We start from the raw sequence: 14,641 nt of genomic DNA on the forward strand, positions 1-14,641 counted from the left end.
CTCTCAGTCTCTCAGTCTTTCATTCGAGGGATCCCAGAGCGGCTGGTCCGGCTGAACCACCGCCTTGAAGCGCTCGCCGAAAATCTCGACCTCGATTTCCCGGCCCGGCACGGCGAGATCGGCACGCAGCATGCCAAGCGCGATCGACTTGCCGACGCGATAGCCCCAGTTTCCGGAGGTCGTCTCGCCGACGACGTCGCCGCCCGACCAGAGCGTCGACATGTAGGGTGCGTCGCATTCGCCTGCCTCGACCGTAAGGGTGACGAAGCGTTTGCTGACGCCCCGCTGCTTCTCGCGCTCCAGCGCCGCCTTGCCCTTGAATGCCGGCTTCGACCAATCGACGAAGCGCTCCAGCCCGCCCTGCAGGACCGTGTAGTCGGTGGACAAGTCACCCTTCCAGGCGCGGTAGCCTTTTTCGATGCGCAGGCTGTCGAGCGCCTCCATGCCGAAGGGTCTGAGGCCGTGTTTCTGGCCGGCCGCCCATACGGCCTCGAAGATCGCGGCCGTGTCGTCCACCTTCGTGTGGATTTCCCAGCCGAGCTCCCCTGCAAAGGACACCCGAACGAGTTGGCAGTAACGCCCGGCGATTTGCGCCGTCTGATGCGTGAGCCAACCTTTCGAAAGGTCGGCATCGGAAACGTCGGCGAGGATGTCGCGCGATTTTGGGCCAGTCAGGATCTGGCAGGAGAAATTCGCAGTCACATCGTCAAGCGTGAAGGCCGCACCGGACGGACGGTGTTTCTGCAGCCATTCGAAATCATGCCATTGCGCCGTCGCCGCCGTGATCAGGAAGAAGAAGTCCTCCTCGATCGCCATCACCGACATTTCCGTGACGATACGCCCCTTGTCGTCGGCAAAATAGGCAAGGCCGATGCGTCCCGGCTTCGGCACGCGACCGGTGATCAGCCCCGTCAGCCATTCACGCGCGCCCTCGCCCTTGACGCGGAAACGCGAAAAGCCCGGCAGGTCGAGGATGCCGGCCGCGTCGCGCACCGCCAGGCACTCCTCCTCGATGCGCCTCGCCCATGGCCCCTCGCGGCCCCAGGTCTGCGTCGCTTCCTCGGAGGTGTCGTCGCCGGGTTTTGCGTACCACATGGCGCGCTCCCAGCCGTTATAGGGCTTGAACTGGGCACCGAGCGCGGCGATGCGGTCGTGGATCGGCGACAGCTTCTTGCCGCGCCCCGCCGGCCAGTAATGCTTCGGGAAATGCATCGCGTATTCGTGGCCGTAGATCTCCATGCCCTTGGCGATGCAATAGTCCTGGTCGGTAAAGTTGGTGTAGCGGCGCGGATCGCAGGACCACATGTCCCATTCCGTCTGGCCTTCCGTCACCCATTCGGCGAGCACCTTGCCGGCCCCGCCCGCCTGGCAGATGCCGAAGGTGAAGACGCAGGCCTCGAAAGCATTCGGCACGCCGGGCATCGGCCCGATCAGCGGGTTGCCGTCCGGCGCATAGGGGATCGGCCCGTTGATGACGCGCGACAGGCCCGCCGTGCCGAGCATCGGCACGCGCTCGACCGCATCGTTCAGATACCATTCGAGCCGGTCGAGGTCGTCCGGGAAAAGCTGGAAGGAAAAATCCTCCGGCATCGGATCATCCGGCCTCGTCCAGTGCGCCCGGCAGTTCTTCTCGTAAGGCCCGAGATTCATGCCGTATTTCTCCTGCCGGAGATAATAGGACGAATCGACATCGCGGAGCAGCGGCAGCTTGTGCCCCGCCTCCTTCGACCAGGCGGCAAGCTCCGGGATCTCGTCGAAGAGAATATATTGATGGCTCATCACCATCATCGGCACGTCGCGGCCGAACATCTTGCCGACTTCGCGGGCATAATACCCGGCGGCGTTGACGACGTACTCGCAGCGGATCTCCCCTTGCGGCGTCGAGATCACCCATTCGTCGTTTTCGCGCCGTGCTCCGGTCACGGGACAGAAGCGGATGATCTTCGCGCCCATGTCGCGCGCGCCCTTGGCGAGCGCCTGGGTCAGCTGCGCGGGGTCGATATCGCCGTCATAGGGATCGTAGAGCGCGCCGGTCAGCTCGTGGGTTTCGAGGAAAGGATAACGGCCGCGCATCTCGTCCGGCGTCAGGATGTCGAGATCCGTGCCCTGGTAGCGGCCCATGCCTACGACGCGCTTGAACTCCTGCAGCCGTTCCTTCGAATGACCGAGGCGGATCGACCCGGTGACGTGATAGTTCATCGGATAATCGACCAGCGCCCCCAGCTCGCGATAGAGCGAGGCCGAATAGCGCTGCATGTTCATGATCGACCAGGACGACGAGAAGGTCGGCACATTGCCGGCCGCATGCCAGGTCGAGCCCGCGGTCAGCTCGTTTTTTTCCAGAAGCACGCAGTCGGTCCAGCCGGCCTTGGCAAGATGATAGAGCGAGGAGGCGCCAACCGCTCCCCCGCCGATGATCACGACGCGCGCGTGAGACGGCAAATTCGACATGCGTAGTTCCCTCTTTTGAGTGGATATTTGACGAGGAAAATAAGGCCATCAAGCAGCGGAACGAGGTATTATTGATCGAAGATTTCGATTAGATTCACCGCACTTTGGAGGCGGCGTGTCGCAAAGATGCAAGTTGAACTGATTGAGACATTTCTGGACCTGATGGAAACGCGGAGCTTCAACCGCACGGCCGAGCGGCTGAACATCACCCAGTCGACCGTTTCGCATCGCGTGAAGGCGCTGGAGGCGCAGTTCAACCGGAAGCTTTTTACCCGCAGCAAGGGCGGCACGGTGCCGACGGCTTCAGGCCTGCGTTTCCTCGACTACGCCAAAGCACTTCAAAATCAATGGCATGAAGCAACGCGCGCGGTCGCCAGTGCCGGCGCCTTCGAGCGTTCGATGCGGCTCGGCATCCAGCACGATCTCGCCGAGAGCCTTGCCGGCGATTGGCTGGCCGCCATCCGTCGCGAGCTGCCGCAGACCGAAATCTACATGGAGGCGGATTATTCCAACCAGATGAACCGCGATCTCGCGGCCGGGGAGCTTGACCTCGCGATCCTCTATACGCCCCACTATCTGCCCGATCTTCACTATGAACGGATCGGCGAACTGCATTACATACTGGTCAGCACGCAACCCTGCGACATAGCCGGCGTGAAACCCGCGTCCTACATCCGCTCCAGCTATTCGCCTGCCTTCGACCGCGCCCATCGCCTCGCCCTGCCGCACCTCTCCGCCGCGCCGCTTTCCGCCGGGCAGAACATGGCGATCACCGGCCTGCTTCGCGCGCTAGGCGGGGCCGCCTATGTAACGAAGGCCACCGCCGAGCGGCTCTCAGAAAACGGCGCTGCCACAACGGTCGCCGACGCGCCGGTCATCCCACAGGCCATCTACGCGGCAACCAGCCTCCGCACCCGCCATGCGCATCAGCACCGCAAGATCATCGGTGCGATCGAGGGTCTGCTGTTTGATCTTTAGCGCGTCAATCAAACAGGACTGACGCCGGAGTTGCTGCGGAGATTGCCCCTCACCCTAGCCCTCTCCCCGCTCGCGGGGACAGGGGACTGAAAGCGGCGCGGCTTATCCCTTCTCCCCGCAGGCGGGGAGAAGGTGCCGGCAGGCGGATGAGGGGCGAATGCCGGTGAAGCCGGGGTCGCTCATCGCTCCTTGAATTGCGCCTTCAGCCGCGTGACATCTTCGGGTGTGACCGCCGGTGGATCGGTCACCGCCATCCAGGCATCGATATAGTGCTCCGGCGCATAGACATGGCCGTAACCGATCGGCGACGTCGTCGCCAAAGCAATGTCGGCGAGAAGCTGCAGTCCGGTCACCACTGGAAACCAGCTTAGCGCAGGCGAGACATCAGGCCCCCGCGGCGCTTTCATCCATTGCGGCTCGCGATAGAAGGCATGGGGATCGAAAAACGTCACCGGGTCGCTCGCATATTGCAGATAAACGATCCGCATCGCCCCCCAACTGGCGCCCGGAATCTCAAGCGCATTCTGCTGGTGCGTGAAACGGATGATCGAACTGTCCCGGTAGCGCGGCAGCCAGACCGGGGACGCAGGATCGCGATCCGCCGTCACCGATTGCCACAGCTCGCTCGTGAAAGGAGGCCCGCTCCAGAGCGCGCCCTGAAAGGGATCACTTATGACGTCGAACAGATCAACCGACCCTTGCGAGTTCATCGCACCAAGACTCAGGCCGTGGAGATAGAGCTTCGGCCGCTGGTCCTTCGGCAGCGTCCTCCAGTAGTTGTAGACCTCGTCGAACAGCGCATTGGCAGCATCGGCGCCGTAGCCCGGCTCGACCAGCAGCGACAGCCAGCTCGAGAGATAGGAATATTGGACCGCAACGCTCGCGACATCGCCGTGCAGCAGGTACTCAACGGGATCGAGTGCCGCCGGATCGACCCAGCCGGTGCCGGTTGGAACGACGACGATCAGCGACTTGCGTTCGAAACCGCCGGCGCGCTTCAGCTCTTCGAGGGCAAGCTTCGCCCGCTCCCTCGCGGAGTCGGCAGAATTCAGCCCCACATAGACCCGGACCGGTTCCCGCGCCTGACCGCCGAAGAAGCCGCCGATCTCGGCACCCGTAGGGCCGGAGGCGATAAACTCTCGGCCCCGCCGCCCAAGCTCATCCCAGTTGACCAGCGATGCGGCGCTGCCCGTCTTGGCCGGATCCGACGGAGGCGGCACCTCGGCGTCGATATAGGCATCGAGGCTCTGAAAGGAACTGTCGGCGGCACGCAATGCGAACCTGAAGATCAGGCCATCGGCGACGGACCAGAAAAGTGCAATGGCTGCGAGCCCGCCGATCGCCCTTGCGATAGGGCGCGTGACGAGACGTTCCAGCATGCGCGAGAGAAACTGGAATGTCAGCCGGAACAGCCGCGCCAGAAAGACGAGCACGACAAAGCCCGACGCTGCGATGAGACCGAGCTTCAAGGGTTCCGCCGTCTCGATCGGTTCGAGACCCATGATATTGCGGACGGTGTTCTGCCATCCCGCGGTCTGCCACAGGAACACCGCGACTGCCGCAGCGCAGACGAGCCCCGCCACGATCTTCAGCGTGTGTTGACGCCGCGGCGAGGCGTCGGGAAGCTCGAAAAAGGACCAGAGCCAGCGCATCAGCACGCCGATTGCATAACCGGCCGCGAGCGAGAAGCCGGATATCGTTCCCTGGATCAAGTAAGGCCGCGGAATGAGGCTCGGTGTGAGCGAAACGGCGAAGAACAGCACGCCGACGAGCAGCCCGGTCGTGGAAAACGGACCCCAGAGGCCCGCAGGATGGCTTGAAAGCCGCGGCCTCGACATGTCCGTCCGTTGAAGGTGTTCCATGCGACCCTCCACTCTACAGGCACTACCACCGGAATGTCCGCCGCGAGCGACACGCGCAGAGAGCAATGTCGCCCTGCTGTCTCTTGCAGTCAATTGTTGCCGCCAAAAGGCGCGAGGGCAGCCCAGAGCGCCGCGCGTTCAAACGAACGCGCAAAGGACGCTCTCGTAATTTGAATCTAGAGCATCCTGCTTTCAGTGATTCCACTTGAAAGCAGGATGCTCTAGATCCGCCGCTCCTTGATCGTGTTCATCACGAAACTCGTCTCGATCGAAGCGACGCATTTCAACCGGGCGATCTTTTCCTTGATGAAACGCTCATATTGTTCGAGCCCCGCACTCATCACCTTCAGAACATAGTCGCGCGAGCCGGTGACAAGGTGGCATTCGAGCACCTCGTCCCAGCCGCGGATCGCCTCCTCGAACATCACTATTTCGTCCTCGTGCTGGCGGCTGAGCCGGACGGTCGCGATCGCCGTCATCGTCCAGCCTTCGATCGCCGGATCGACGAGCGCTGTATAGCCACGGATGACACCGCTTTCCTCCAGCCGCCGCAGGCGCCTGAGGCAGGGCGACGCCGACAGCCCGACGCGCTCTGCGAGTTCATTGTTGGTGATCCTGGCGTCGGCCAGCAGTTCCTTCAGAATCCGGCGATCCATTTCATCGGCAATTTTCTGCGTCATATCTCTTCGGTTCCGGCAAATATTTGCGCTCATCAAAGCGAAGTGATCGCAAATAGCAAGGATCGGTCCAAGCGTCTGATATAATTTGGCTGTTACTGCATGTTTCCTGAAATCGTAGGCGATTTAAGGACAAAAACATGCAGCCAATTTAAAGTGCTACAGCGTCCCTTGCGCGTCTGACGAGACTCGCGGCGCTGTAGTCGAATCCGCTTCGTTCGAGGAGAAAAGCCATGACCGCGCCGCATCCTTCCAAGACCCATATCGGCAACCACAAGCTGCACCCCGAAACCCTCATGCTGAACTATGGTTACGATCCGGAGCTCTCGGAGGGCGCGGTCAAACCGCCGGTCTTCCTGACTTCGACTTTCGTTTTCCGCTCGGCCGAGGAAGGCCGCGATTTCTTCGATTTCGTTTCGGGGCGGCGCGAACCGCCTGCGGGGGTCGGAGCGGGTCTCGTCTATTCCCGCTTCAACCACCCGAACAGCGAGATCGTCGAGGACCGGCTGACTGTCTTTGAACGGGCCGAAAGCGGCGCCGTCTTCTCCTCCGGCATGGCGGCAATCGCGACGACGCTGCTCGCCTTCGTGCGCCCGGGTGACGCCATCCTGCATTCGCAGCCGCTTTACGGCGGCACCGAAACGCTGCTCGCCAAGACCTTCCTGAATCTCAACGTCTCGGCAGTCGGCTTCGCCGACGGAGTCGACGAGACGGCCGTTAGGGGCGCGGCGGACGAGGCGATGAACAAGGGACGCGTCGCCGTCATCCTCGTCGAGACACCCGCCAACCCGACCAACAGCCTCGTCGACATCGCCATGATCCGCCGCGTTGCCGAGACGATCGGCGAAAGACAGGGGCACCGGCCGATAGTCGTCTGTGACAACACGCTGCTTGGCCCGGTCTTCCAGCACCCGCTCGATCACGGCGCCGACGTCTCTCTCTACTCGCTGACCAAATATATCGGCGGCCACTCCGACCTCATCGCTGGCGCTGTGCTTGGCTCGAAGGCGATCATCAAGCAGATCAAGGCGCTACGCGGCGCGATTGGCACGCAGCTTGATCCGCACTCCTGCTGGATGCTCGGCCGCTCGCTGGAAACGCTGGCCGTCCGCATGCACAGGGCGAATGACAATGCCCGCATCGTCGCCGAGTTCCTGCGCGACCATCCGAAGGTCGAGCGGATCCACTACCTCCCCTTCCATGACGAAGCCTCACCGGTCGGGCGCGTCTTCGCCGCCCAGTCGACCGGCGCCGGCTCGACCTTCTCCTTCGACATCGCCGGCGGCCAGGACGCCGCTTTCCGCTTCCTCAACGCGCTGCAGATCTTCAAGCTCGCCGTCAGCCTCGGCGGCACGGAATCGCTTGCGAGCCATCCGGCCGCGATGACCCATTCCGGCGTGCCGATCGAGGTGCGCCAGCGGATCGGCGTGCTTGAGTCGACCATCCGCCTGTCGATCGGCATCGAGCATCCGGACGATCTCGTCGCCGACGTCGCCAATGCCCTGACGACCGTGTGACGTTTGTCTAGGCGGGGCGCGATTTGAGCTCCGCTGAATGCGACAGGATGTTGACGATGTTGCCGAACGGGTCGCGCAGAAAGAACCGGCGCACGCCCCAAGGCTCGTCAGTGATATCGTAGACGATATCGGCGCGTTTCGCGCGTTGATAGACCTCGTCCACGTCATCCACCTCGATCGAGAGCGCCGGCACCGGCGTTCCCGATCCACCCTCGATGGCGAAGCTCACCTGCGGCATGGCGGAGCCGCCTTTCGCTGCAAAGGTGAGGATCCACCCATGATCCATCACCACCTCGAGGCCGAGGAGGTCGGTATAGAAAGCGCGCGCACGCGGCGGATCGGACGTCTGAAGATTGGACACGATGCGTCGGACTGCCATGCTCCCCTCCCGTTTCGCCGGCATTCGTCACCGGCTAAAGTATCCCGCTTTCAAGTAGAGTCACTAAAGCAGAAAGATGCTTTAGATCCAAAGTTCTAGAGCATCCTTTGGGCGTTCATTGAACGCCCGGCACTCTAGACCGCGCGAGTGTGATCAGCGATGCCGCCGCCATCCCCGCCGTCTCCATATAGCTAGGATCGCGATGGAGCAAAACGACGGCGAAACTGCCATCGAGGAGCAGCAGGACCTGACGCGCAAGCATGTCTGCGCCGTCGATGCCCTCCTCTTCGAGGCACTGCCGTAGCCAGTTCTCGAATTTCTTCTTGTGTGCGGCCCCGATGCGCATCGCCGGATGCCCCGGCATATTCGCCAGTTCGGCGGAGGTGCGCAGGAAGCCGCAGCCTTTCCACTTTGGATGGCGCGCGGCACGGGCGAGATTGCGGAAGATTCCGTCCACCCTCGTGGCGACGTCGCCCTCGGTTTCGGCAAACCATTTCTGGAAGAGCCTGAGGTTTGGCTGGTCGCGCCCCTCGAGATAGGCGGCGATCAACTCATCCTTGCTGTCGAAATGATAGTAGAGCGTGCGCTTCGTGACGCCGGCGGCTTCCGCTACCGCGTCGACGCTGACGGCGCGAATGCCCTCCGCGTAGAAAAGCCTGGCTGCGGCAGAAACGATACGGTCGCGGGTGGAAGGGGTCGTCATAGGTATACCGACTAGTAAATATACATCCGGTTATCGTTCGCCTAGCCTGCTTCCGTCAAGACCACGGGAGATAGCCATGTCCGATACAGTGCTTTTCGATGCCGCCGACGGCGTCGCGCTGCTCACCCTCAATCGGCCGGAAAAACTCAACGCGTTAAGCTACGAACTGATCGACCGGCTCCTTCACCTCCTCGACCTGATCGAGGTGGACGACACCGTCCAGGCGGTCATCCTCACCGGCGCCGGAGAACGCGCCTTTTCGGCCGGCGGCGACATCCATCAATTTTCCAACAGCGTGGCGCAGGGCGCAAACGCGGCCGTTCGCGATTTCGTGCGGCGCGGGCAAAGGCTCACCGCCCGGCTGGAAGCCTATCCGAAGCCGGTGATCGCAGCCGTCAACGGCCTTGCCTATGGCGGCGGCTGCGAGATCACCGAAGCCGTGCATCTCGCGATCGCCAGCGAACGGGCCCGTTTTGCCAAGCCGGAGATCAAGCTGGCCATGCCGCCGACCTTCGGCGGTACCCAGCGTCTTCCGCGCCTCGCCGGCCGCAAGCGCGCGCTCGAGTTGCTTCTGACTGGAGACGAGTTTTCCGCGAACCGGGCGCTCGAGCTCGGGCTCGTCAACACGATCGTGCCACACGACGACCTCATCGCTTCCGCCCGCGCGCTGGCCGCACGGATCACGCGACACTCGCCCCTTGCGATCGCCGCGATCATCACCGCGGTCACACGCGGCCTCAACATGGCGATCGGCGAAGGCCTGATGAACGAGAGCGAACAATTCGCACGCATGATACCGAGCCATGATCTCGCCGAGGGCCTTGCAGCCTGGAAAGAATGGCGCGAGCCGCACTACACCGGACGCTGACGCCGTTAAGAGCGCTGCACTAGCTTCGCGCGAAGCCGAGCACGAAGAGCGCCAGCGCTGCGATCGAGGCGAATGTCCGGACGTGGTTCCACCAGACCCAATCTGTCAGGTATCGCTTCTGCCAGATCTCTTGAGCCGCCTCTCCTGACGCGGCCGCAAGCGCATCGTTCAACGGCACATTGAAGACGATCGTCACCAGCAGTGTTCCGACGACATAGGCAACGCCGCCTGCCGCCAGCAGCCAGCTACCCTGCCCTCCAGAAAAGAAGGCCGAGGCGACGAGGATCAACCCCACAAGTGCCGTTCCCATGAAAGCAGTGAGAAAGATCGGATTCTGGATCACCTCATTGATGGCATTCATCGCGGCGATTCCCTGCTCGGGCGGCAACCGCGACAAGGCCTGCATGATGCAGACGGAGAAGATGAAGAACAGACCGGCCATCAGGCCGGAGCCGATGACAGCGGCGAAAGCCAGGGCGGGAATCAGGGCGACCATCGCACAACACTCCAGATATCGGCGACTACTGGCGAATATGAGCATTCCTCATATTTGCAAATGTGATAAATCCTCGTATTTTGCGAGTCAAGTGAAAATGTGAGCGATACTCATGACTGAAGAGCCTAATCCGGCCGCGGGACCAACCGAAGAACAACCAAGCCTCCGCCGCACGCCGAGCCAGAAGCGCAGCCGCGAGCGTGTCGAGCACATCCTTTCCTGCGCCAGAACGTTGATCGAGGGAAAGGGCAGCGACGCCATGCGCATGAGCGAGGTTGCGGAGATGGCCGGCATCTCCATCGGGTCGCTCTACCAGTATTTTCCCGACAAGGCGGCGATCGTGCACACTCTTGCCGAACGTTACAACGCCGCCAGCCGGGACTGCATCGCGAGCGAGTTCGCCAAAGTCGCCACGCTCGCCGAGTTGCGTAGCGCCTTTTCCGCGCTCGTCGATACCTACTACGATATGTTTCTCGCCGAACCGGTGATGCGCGACATCTGGTCGGCGATGCAGGCGGACAAGGCCCTGCGCAAAATCGAACTCGCCGAAAGCCGGGCGAATGGGCGCCTGCTTGCCAAAACCTGGGCAAGGGTTCGGCCGGAAACACCACGCCAGAGGATCGAGGACGCCGCCTTACTCATCATGCACCTTGGCGAATGCACGATGAGGCTCGCAGTCTCGGTCGACAGGTCCGAGGGGGACCGCATCGTCGCCGCCTTCAAGCACATGATCCTTCGCGAAATTGTCGCGGATGCAACTTGAGACGACGCAAGTTCAATTGACATCGCCCGCGACCGATCCTAATCATCTGGGATCGATTGGTTCCCGGAAAGCGAACGCGTTTCGGGAGTAAATGGGAACGTGACGGATGGACCCAAGCTGGGCATCTTAATCACGGCCGACCCCGCGACTGTAGAGCGGCGTGAATTTGCCGTTCCGGAGCGATCCGGAAGAAGCCACTGGGAAAGACCGCGAGGGCGGTTCGATCCTGGGAAGGCGAGGCAAATCCTTGGTGAAAACCACCTGACGCCGTGAGCCAGGAAACCTGCCAAGCGATGCGGGCATAGTGCCCAACCCGGGAAACGTCCCACGCCATCACGGAGGTTGTCATGGCTACGTCTACAGCTTCGAGCATTTCGCTCTCCCTCAACGATCGTCTGGTCGCAGGCATCTCCGCCCTGTTGATCGGCGCCTTCCTCGTCTTCGGTGCAGGCCTCGCAAATTCGGCCGTTTTGCACGACACGGCGCACGACACCCGCCATTCCTACGGCTTCCCCTGCCACTGATCGATGCCATGGAACGCACTACGGCGCCGCGCGTCTTATCGGACGCGCAAAGGACGCTGTAGCACTTTGAATTGCTGCATGTTTTTATCCTTGGATCGGCTACGCTTTGAGGAAACATGCAGCAGGCGTTCCATCTCGAACAAGAGCGGATCGTTGCTGCGGCGTATAGCACGCGGGCATGCTTGCCGTTGGGCATGTGCTCCGACGTGCTCCGCCGGCGTTTTGCATCCATGGAAAGTGGAAATGGCGCCAGCTGTGGCGTTTGCGCGGCGGTCGCGTGTCTTGAATGACGCGCTGCGCGTCGGGGCAGCCGCGCGCCGGATTGAGGAATATCGACAATGATCGTCAAGACACTTCTGGCCGCGATCGTGGCCGGGCTGATTGCCGGCGTCTTCATGACCGCCGCTCAGGAAATACGCGTCGTGCCGCTGATCCTGCACGCCGAGAAATACGAGGGCGAAGCGCCGTCGGCGGATCAGCCGACAACGCAGGAGCCCGCGGCCGCTGGTCACGACCAGCATTCGTCGCTGGACGGCGTGTCACCCGTCGGCGCGCTGCTTTCCCTGCTCTCGCCGGTTACGCCGGCCTATGCGCATGAGCATGAGGGCGAGCACGAGGAAGGCGGCATCATGTTCGGCTTGAGCCGCTTCTCCGGCACGCTTCTCGCCAATCTCGTGACCGGCGCCGGATTTTCGCTGCTGCTCGCCGGCGTCAGCCTCGTGATCGGCTATCCGATCACGCTCGCGAACGGGGCGCTCTGGGGCGCCTGCGGATGGCTCGCCGTCCACTTGCTGCCGGCGGTCGGGCTTCCGCCCGAACTGCCGGGCTTCCCGGCGGCCGAGCTCGGCGACCGGCAGGTCTGGTGGGCTGCGACCGTGCTGTTCTCGGCAGCCGGCCTCTATCTGCTGGCGCTGCGCCGCGAACTGGTCGCCAAGATCGCGGGTCTCGTGCTCATCGCCGCGCCGCAGTTCTACGGCGCACCGCAGCCGCTCGACATCTCCAGCAACGTGCCCGCCGTCCTCGGCGCCGAGTTCGCCGTTGCGGCACTCGCGACCACGCTCGCCTTCTGGCTCGTGCTAGGGGTGGTATCCGGCTTCATCAACGACCGGTTCGTCAAGGCGCACTAACGAAGACCGGATCAAGGCATCGCTCGAAAAAGCCTTCTCCCCGTCCCACGGGGAGAAGGTGAGCGTCAGGCGGACAAGGGTCAAACACTCACCCTGTCCGATCGCAAGCAGCCCCGAGCAAATGCGCCCGCAGCCGTTCGCGTCGAGCCTCGGGGTCGAGCAGCACGCAGCTGTCGCAATAGCTGCCGCCGTCGGTGCGATAGTAGAGGCAGCACCCGCCGCGTATCCTGTAGGTCCGCGAAAGATCTGTCCCATCCGCCGCGGCAACACCGATCGTCTCATAGCAAAGCGCCTCGGAATGGAGCGGTGACCCCGCACGCTTGACGATCGCCAGCGCCTGTGCGATCGCCTCTGCCTCCGTTCCGCGCCGTCGTCCGACTTCGAGAAAGGCACCGGCCAGACCGTCGGCCGCAAGCCGCCATTGCGCGCGCAGCGACAGGCCGCAGCGCCGCTTCAGATGAGCGATGACCGGCTTCAGATGAGCGACAAAGAGATCGTGAAAAAGCCTGTCGGCATCCTCTGGTTCGCTGCTGGAGACTTCCTTAAGTCGCATACAAAAATGAAATCGTCCGGCGTCAACGGCGCCCGCCTCGCGCGGACGCACGTAGTGCTCGAAGCGTAGCCCAGTCACGTGCGGGACACGACCGCAGCAGAGATAGATGGCGGTGGCCGCGAGGCTGAGCTGATGGCTATAGAAGGCGATGAGATGCGCCGCCCGCACCTTGTCGTCCATCCCGGCGGCGAAACGGTCCTGATAGGCAAGACAGGTCTCCAGATCGCGCGATCCCTCGGCCCAGAATGCCGACGGCAGTCGCACGTCCTCGTTCAAGATCAGCGAGCAGGCAACCTCGGGAAACGCGGCTTCGAACCAGGCGACCGCGGCCCTCGCCTCCCCCTCGCCCTGGGCGTCTTCCGGCTCCAACTTCGGCGCCTTGTCCATTCCGTCTCCGTCGCGCTCAGACTTGCGGGCCGCCCGCCGACAGCCAGCCACCCTCGAAACCGGCCCGGCGCAGTCCGCAACCAAAGGCAGGGGTGCTGCGTGTGATATCCCAGAGCAATCCGCTCCTCCAGTTCTCGATCAACATGACCACCAGGCCCTGGTCAAGTCCGACGACCCTGTCGTCCACCCAACCTTCTGGGCCCTCGCCTGGCAAGCTCGGATTGAAACCACCTGGAAGGCGGTCATCGCTGAGCAGCGCCGGATAACGGGAAAGCAGGTGGTCGAGGCCGCCAAGGCTGGCCTCCGGCTCGAAGGGCAGGCAGGCAAGCGGCGCCCAGGGCACGAGTGTCCCGTCGTCGGCTCCGAAGGGCGCGCCGCGTGCCGCGTAGCCGAGCATTCTTTGCCAGCGGCCGTCACGAAGCCGCAGCCGGCCCTTCGGCGCGTGGCAGGCGCTGAAGCCCCAGAGGTCGCGGCAATAGCCAGCGAAGGCGCCAGGATTTTCCTCTGCATGCGAGCGCTGGAACGCAATCGCGCGACGGGTATTTTCAAAGTAGTCGCTCCCCGCCTTGCGCATCGCAGCATCGCGAATGGCGCGAAAATCGATCCAGGAATGAGGAAAGAGGTGGATGAAAAGCGCGCCTGCATGAAGGTGCCCGGCGCCTCCGATCGACAGCCACTCATGAGCCGCGGTGAAGGCGTCGTAATTCTCGGGCGCGATCGCGTGGCGCGGCGCGGCAAGCGCCAACGCATAGAGCAACAGCGCCTCGCTATATCCGCGCCAGCGATGCCTGAGAAAGCGACCAGGCGGCCGCCAGCCCATCGTCAGCGTGTCGCCACGATTGAGCGCCCATGCCCAGTCCGCCCGCTCGAAGAGCCGTTCGGAAAGGCTGCGGACCTCCGTCTCGACTTGCCTGCGCTCCGCGAAATAGGCAGCCGCCGTCAACATCCCAGCAAAGAGCAGCGCGCTGTCCATCGTCGAAAGCTCGCAGTTCCAGCTGCGCTCGCCGGTGCGCATATCGAGGAAATGATAGTAGAGGCCACGGTAGCCTGTCGCGCGCCTATCACTTGCCTGCCTGCTGGCCGCGAGAAAACGCAAAACCGTCAGCACGCGACGCGCAGCCTCGGCACGGCTGATCCAGCCACGCTCGACCGCGACCGGATAGCAGGCAAGGCCGAAGCCTGTGGCGGCGACGCTCGATGGCGACCCCTCCCGCGATGTGTCCGCTACGAGACCCGTCCCGGCATCGGAATATCGGAGAAAATAGCCGAACGCAGCGCGTTGCAACCGATCGATCCGCATGATGTCCGTATTTGACCTGGATTGAAGCATCCCCATGTCCCGTCTGGCGCACAGCG

The 14,641-nt window shown here is 62.9% G+C and carries 14 protein-coding genes and 1 riboswitch; of the genes, 6 read left to right on the forward strand and 8 right to left on the reverse strand.

Going from position 1 to position 14,641, the window contains the following annotated elements:
- Positions 1–3: 3 nt before the first annotated feature.
- Positions 4–2,451 carry a GcvT family protein gene (locus tag FKV68_RS14515; protein ID WP_180938505.1) on the reverse strand — a complete coding sequence of 816 codons (2,448 nt, stop codon included), beginning with the start codon at positions 2,449–2,451 and terminating at the stop codon, positions 4–6.
- 126 nt (positions 2,452–2,577) lie between these two features.
- Between FKV68_RS14515 and FKV68_RS14520 the strand changes: the two genes are divergently transcribed.
- A complete protein-coding gene (locus tag FKV68_RS14520) occupies positions 2,578–3,429 on the forward strand; it encodes a LysR family transcriptional regulator (protein ID WP_180938506.1) in 852 nt (283 codons plus the stop codon).
- 179 nt (positions 3,430–3,608) lie between these two features.
- Here FKV68_RS14520 and FKV68_RS14525 read toward each other — a convergent pair whose 3' ends face one another.
- Together FKV68_RS14525 and FKV68_RS14530 are read right to left on the reverse strand one after the other, a co-directional pair.
- Entirely contained in the window at positions 3,609–5,291 is a 1,683-nt protein-coding gene (locus FKV68_RS14525; protein ID WP_180938507.1) for an alpha/beta hydrolase, read from the reverse strand.
- A gap of 221 nt (positions 5,292–5,512) precedes the next feature.
- Complete coding sequence (locus tag FKV68_RS14530; RefSeq protein WP_153440780.1) at positions 5,513–5,971, reverse strand: Lrp/AsnC family transcriptional regulator; 459 nt, start codon at positions 5,969–5,971, stop codon at positions 5,513–5,515.
- A gap of 230 nt (positions 5,972–6,201) precedes the next feature.
- On the opposite strand from FKV68_RS14530, the gene FKV68_RS14535 reads away from it, so the two are divergent.
- Complete coding sequence (locus FKV68_RS14535) at positions 6,202–7,485, forward strand: cystathionine gamma-synthase family protein (protein ID WP_180938508.1); 1,284 nt, start codon at positions 6,202–6,204, stop codon at positions 7,483–7,485.
- 7 nt (positions 7,486–7,492) lie between these two features.
- On the opposite strand, the gene FKV68_RS14540 is transcribed toward FKV68_RS14535, so the two are convergent.
- Both FKV68_RS14540 and FKV68_RS14545 read right to left on the reverse strand, forming a co-directional pair.
- Positions 7,493–7,864 (reverse strand): VOC family protein, encoded by a 372-nt coding sequence (locus tag FKV68_RS14540; RefSeq protein ID WP_180938509.1) that lies wholly within the window; start codon positions 7,862–7,864, stop codon positions 7,493–7,495.
- Positions 7,865–7,979: 115 nt separating this feature from the next.
- Positions 7,980–8,567: a TetR/AcrR family transcriptional regulator gene (locus tag FKV68_RS14545; protein WP_180938510.1), complete on the reverse strand. Its 588-nt coding sequence runs from the start codon at positions 8,565–8,567 to the stop codon at positions 7,980–7,982.
- Positions 8,568–8,643: 76 nt separating this feature from the next.
- Here FKV68_RS14545 and FKV68_RS14550 point away from each other — a divergent pair, with 76 nt between their 5' ends.
- Positions 8,644–9,435, forward strand: coding sequence for a crotonase/enoyl-CoA hydratase family protein (locus FKV68_RS14550; RefSeq protein WP_180938511.1), 792 nt, complete (start codon positions 8,644–8,646; stop codon positions 9,433–9,435).
- A 19-nt stretch (positions 9,436–9,454) separates the two neighbouring features.
- Here FKV68_RS14550 and FKV68_RS14555 read toward each other — a convergent pair whose 3' ends face one another.
- Entirely contained in the window at positions 9,455–9,931 is a 477-nt protein-coding gene (locus FKV68_RS14555; RefSeq protein WP_180938512.1) for an anthrone oxygenase family protein, read from the reverse strand.
- Between the two features lie 112 nt (positions 9,932–10,043).
- On the opposite strand from FKV68_RS14555, the gene FKV68_RS14560 reads away from it, so the two are divergent.
- The 3 genes from FKV68_RS14560 to FKV68_RS14570 all read left to right on the forward strand — a co-directional run bounded on the left by FKV68_RS14560 (position 10,044) and on the right by FKV68_RS14570 (position 12,345).
- Positions 10,044–10,694, forward strand: coding sequence for a TetR/AcrR family transcriptional regulator (locus FKV68_RS14560; RefSeq protein ID WP_180938513.1), 651 nt, complete (start codon positions 10,044–10,046; stop codon positions 10,692–10,694).
- A gap of 40 nt (positions 10,695–10,734) precedes the next feature.
- Positions 10,735–10,999: riboswitch (cobalamin riboswitch) on the forward strand.
- 42 nt (positions 11,000–11,041) lie between these two features.
- Entirely contained in the window at positions 11,042–11,218 is a 177-nt protein-coding gene (locus tag FKV68_RS14565) for a CbtB domain-containing protein (RefSeq protein ID WP_136506572.1), read from the forward strand.
- 338 nt (positions 11,219–11,556) lie between these two features.
- Complete coding sequence (locus FKV68_RS14570) at positions 11,557–12,345, forward strand: CbtA family protein (RefSeq protein WP_180938514.1); 789 nt, start codon at positions 11,557–11,559, stop codon at positions 12,343–12,345.
- Positions 12,346–12,433: 88 nt separating this feature from the next.
- On the opposite strand, the gene FKV68_RS14575 is transcribed toward FKV68_RS14570, so the two are convergent.
- Together FKV68_RS14575 and FKV68_RS14580 are read right to left on the reverse strand one after the other, a co-directional pair.
- Positions 12,434–13,285: an IucA/IucC family C-terminal-domain containing protein gene (locus FKV68_RS14575; protein ID WP_180938515.1), complete on the reverse strand. Its 852-nt coding sequence runs from the start codon at positions 13,283–13,285 to the stop codon at positions 12,434–12,436.
- A gap of 16 nt (positions 13,286–13,301) precedes the next feature.
- Complete coding sequence (locus FKV68_RS14580) at positions 13,302–14,615, reverse strand: glucoamylase family protein (protein WP_180938516.1); 1,314 nt, start codon at positions 14,613–14,615, stop codon at positions 13,302–13,304.
- Positions 14,616–14,641: the final 26 nt, after the last annotated feature.

It is taken from the genome of Sinorhizobium mexicanum, from assembly GCF_013488225.1.
In the GTDB taxonomy this organism is placed as follows: domain Bacteria; phylum Pseudomonadota; class Alphaproteobacteria; order Rhizobiales; family Rhizobiaceae; genus Sinorhizobium; species Sinorhizobium mexicanum.

Bases quoted from the DNA above. Each gene is read 5' to 3' on its own strand.
- FKV68_RS14515 (WP_180938505.1), bottom strand. From the start codon at position 2,451: ATGTCGAATTTGCCGTCTCACGCGCGCGTCGTGATCATCGGCGGGGGA.
- FKV68_RS14520 (WP_180938506.1), top strand. From the start codon at position 2,578: ATGCAAGTTGAACTGATTGAGACATTTCTGGACCTGATGGAAACGCGG.
- FKV68_RS14525 (WP_180938507.1), bottom strand. From the start codon at position 5,291: ATGGAACACCTTCAACGGACGGACATGTCGAGGCCGCGGCTTTCAAGC.
- FKV68_RS14530 (WP_153440780.1), bottom strand. From the start codon at position 5,971: ATGACGCAGAAAATTGCCGATGAAATGGATCGCCGGATTCTGAAGGAA.
- FKV68_RS14535 (WP_180938508.1), top strand. From the start codon at position 6,202: ATGACCGCGCCGCATCCTTCCAAGACCCATATCGGCAACCACAAGCTG.
- FKV68_RS14540 (WP_180938509.1), bottom strand. From the start codon at position 7,864: ATGGCAGTCCGACGCATCGTGTCCAATCTTCAGACGTCCGATCCGCCG.
- FKV68_RS14545 (WP_180938510.1), bottom strand. From the start codon at position 8,567: ATGACGACCCCTTCCACCCGCGACCGTATCGTTTCTGCCGCAGCCAGG.
- FKV68_RS14550 (WP_180938511.1), top strand. From the start codon at position 8,644: ATGTCCGATACAGTGCTTTTCGATGCCGCCGACGGCGTCGCGCTGCTC.
- FKV68_RS14555 (WP_180938512.1), bottom strand. From the start codon at position 9,931: ATGGTCGCCCTGATTCCCGCCCTGGCTTTCGCCGCTGTCATCGGCTCC.
- FKV68_RS14560 (WP_180938513.1), top strand. From the start codon at position 10,044: ATGACTGAAGAGCCTAATCCGGCCGCGGGACCAACCGAAGAACAACCA.
- FKV68_RS14565 (WP_136506572.1), top strand. From the start codon at position 11,042: ATGGCTACGTCTACAGCTTCGAGCATTTCGCTCTCCCTCAACGATCGT.
- FKV68_RS14570 (WP_180938514.1), top strand. From the start codon at position 11,557: ATGATCGTCAAGACACTTCTGGCCGCGATCGTGGCCGGGCTGATTGCC.
- FKV68_RS14575 (WP_180938515.1), bottom strand. From the start codon at position 13,285: ATGGACAAGGCGCCGAAGTTGGAGCCGGAAGACGCCCAGGGCGAGGGG.
- FKV68_RS14580 (WP_180938516.1), bottom strand. From the start codon at position 14,615: ATGCTTCAATCCAGGTCAAATACGGACATCATGCGGATCGATCGGTTG.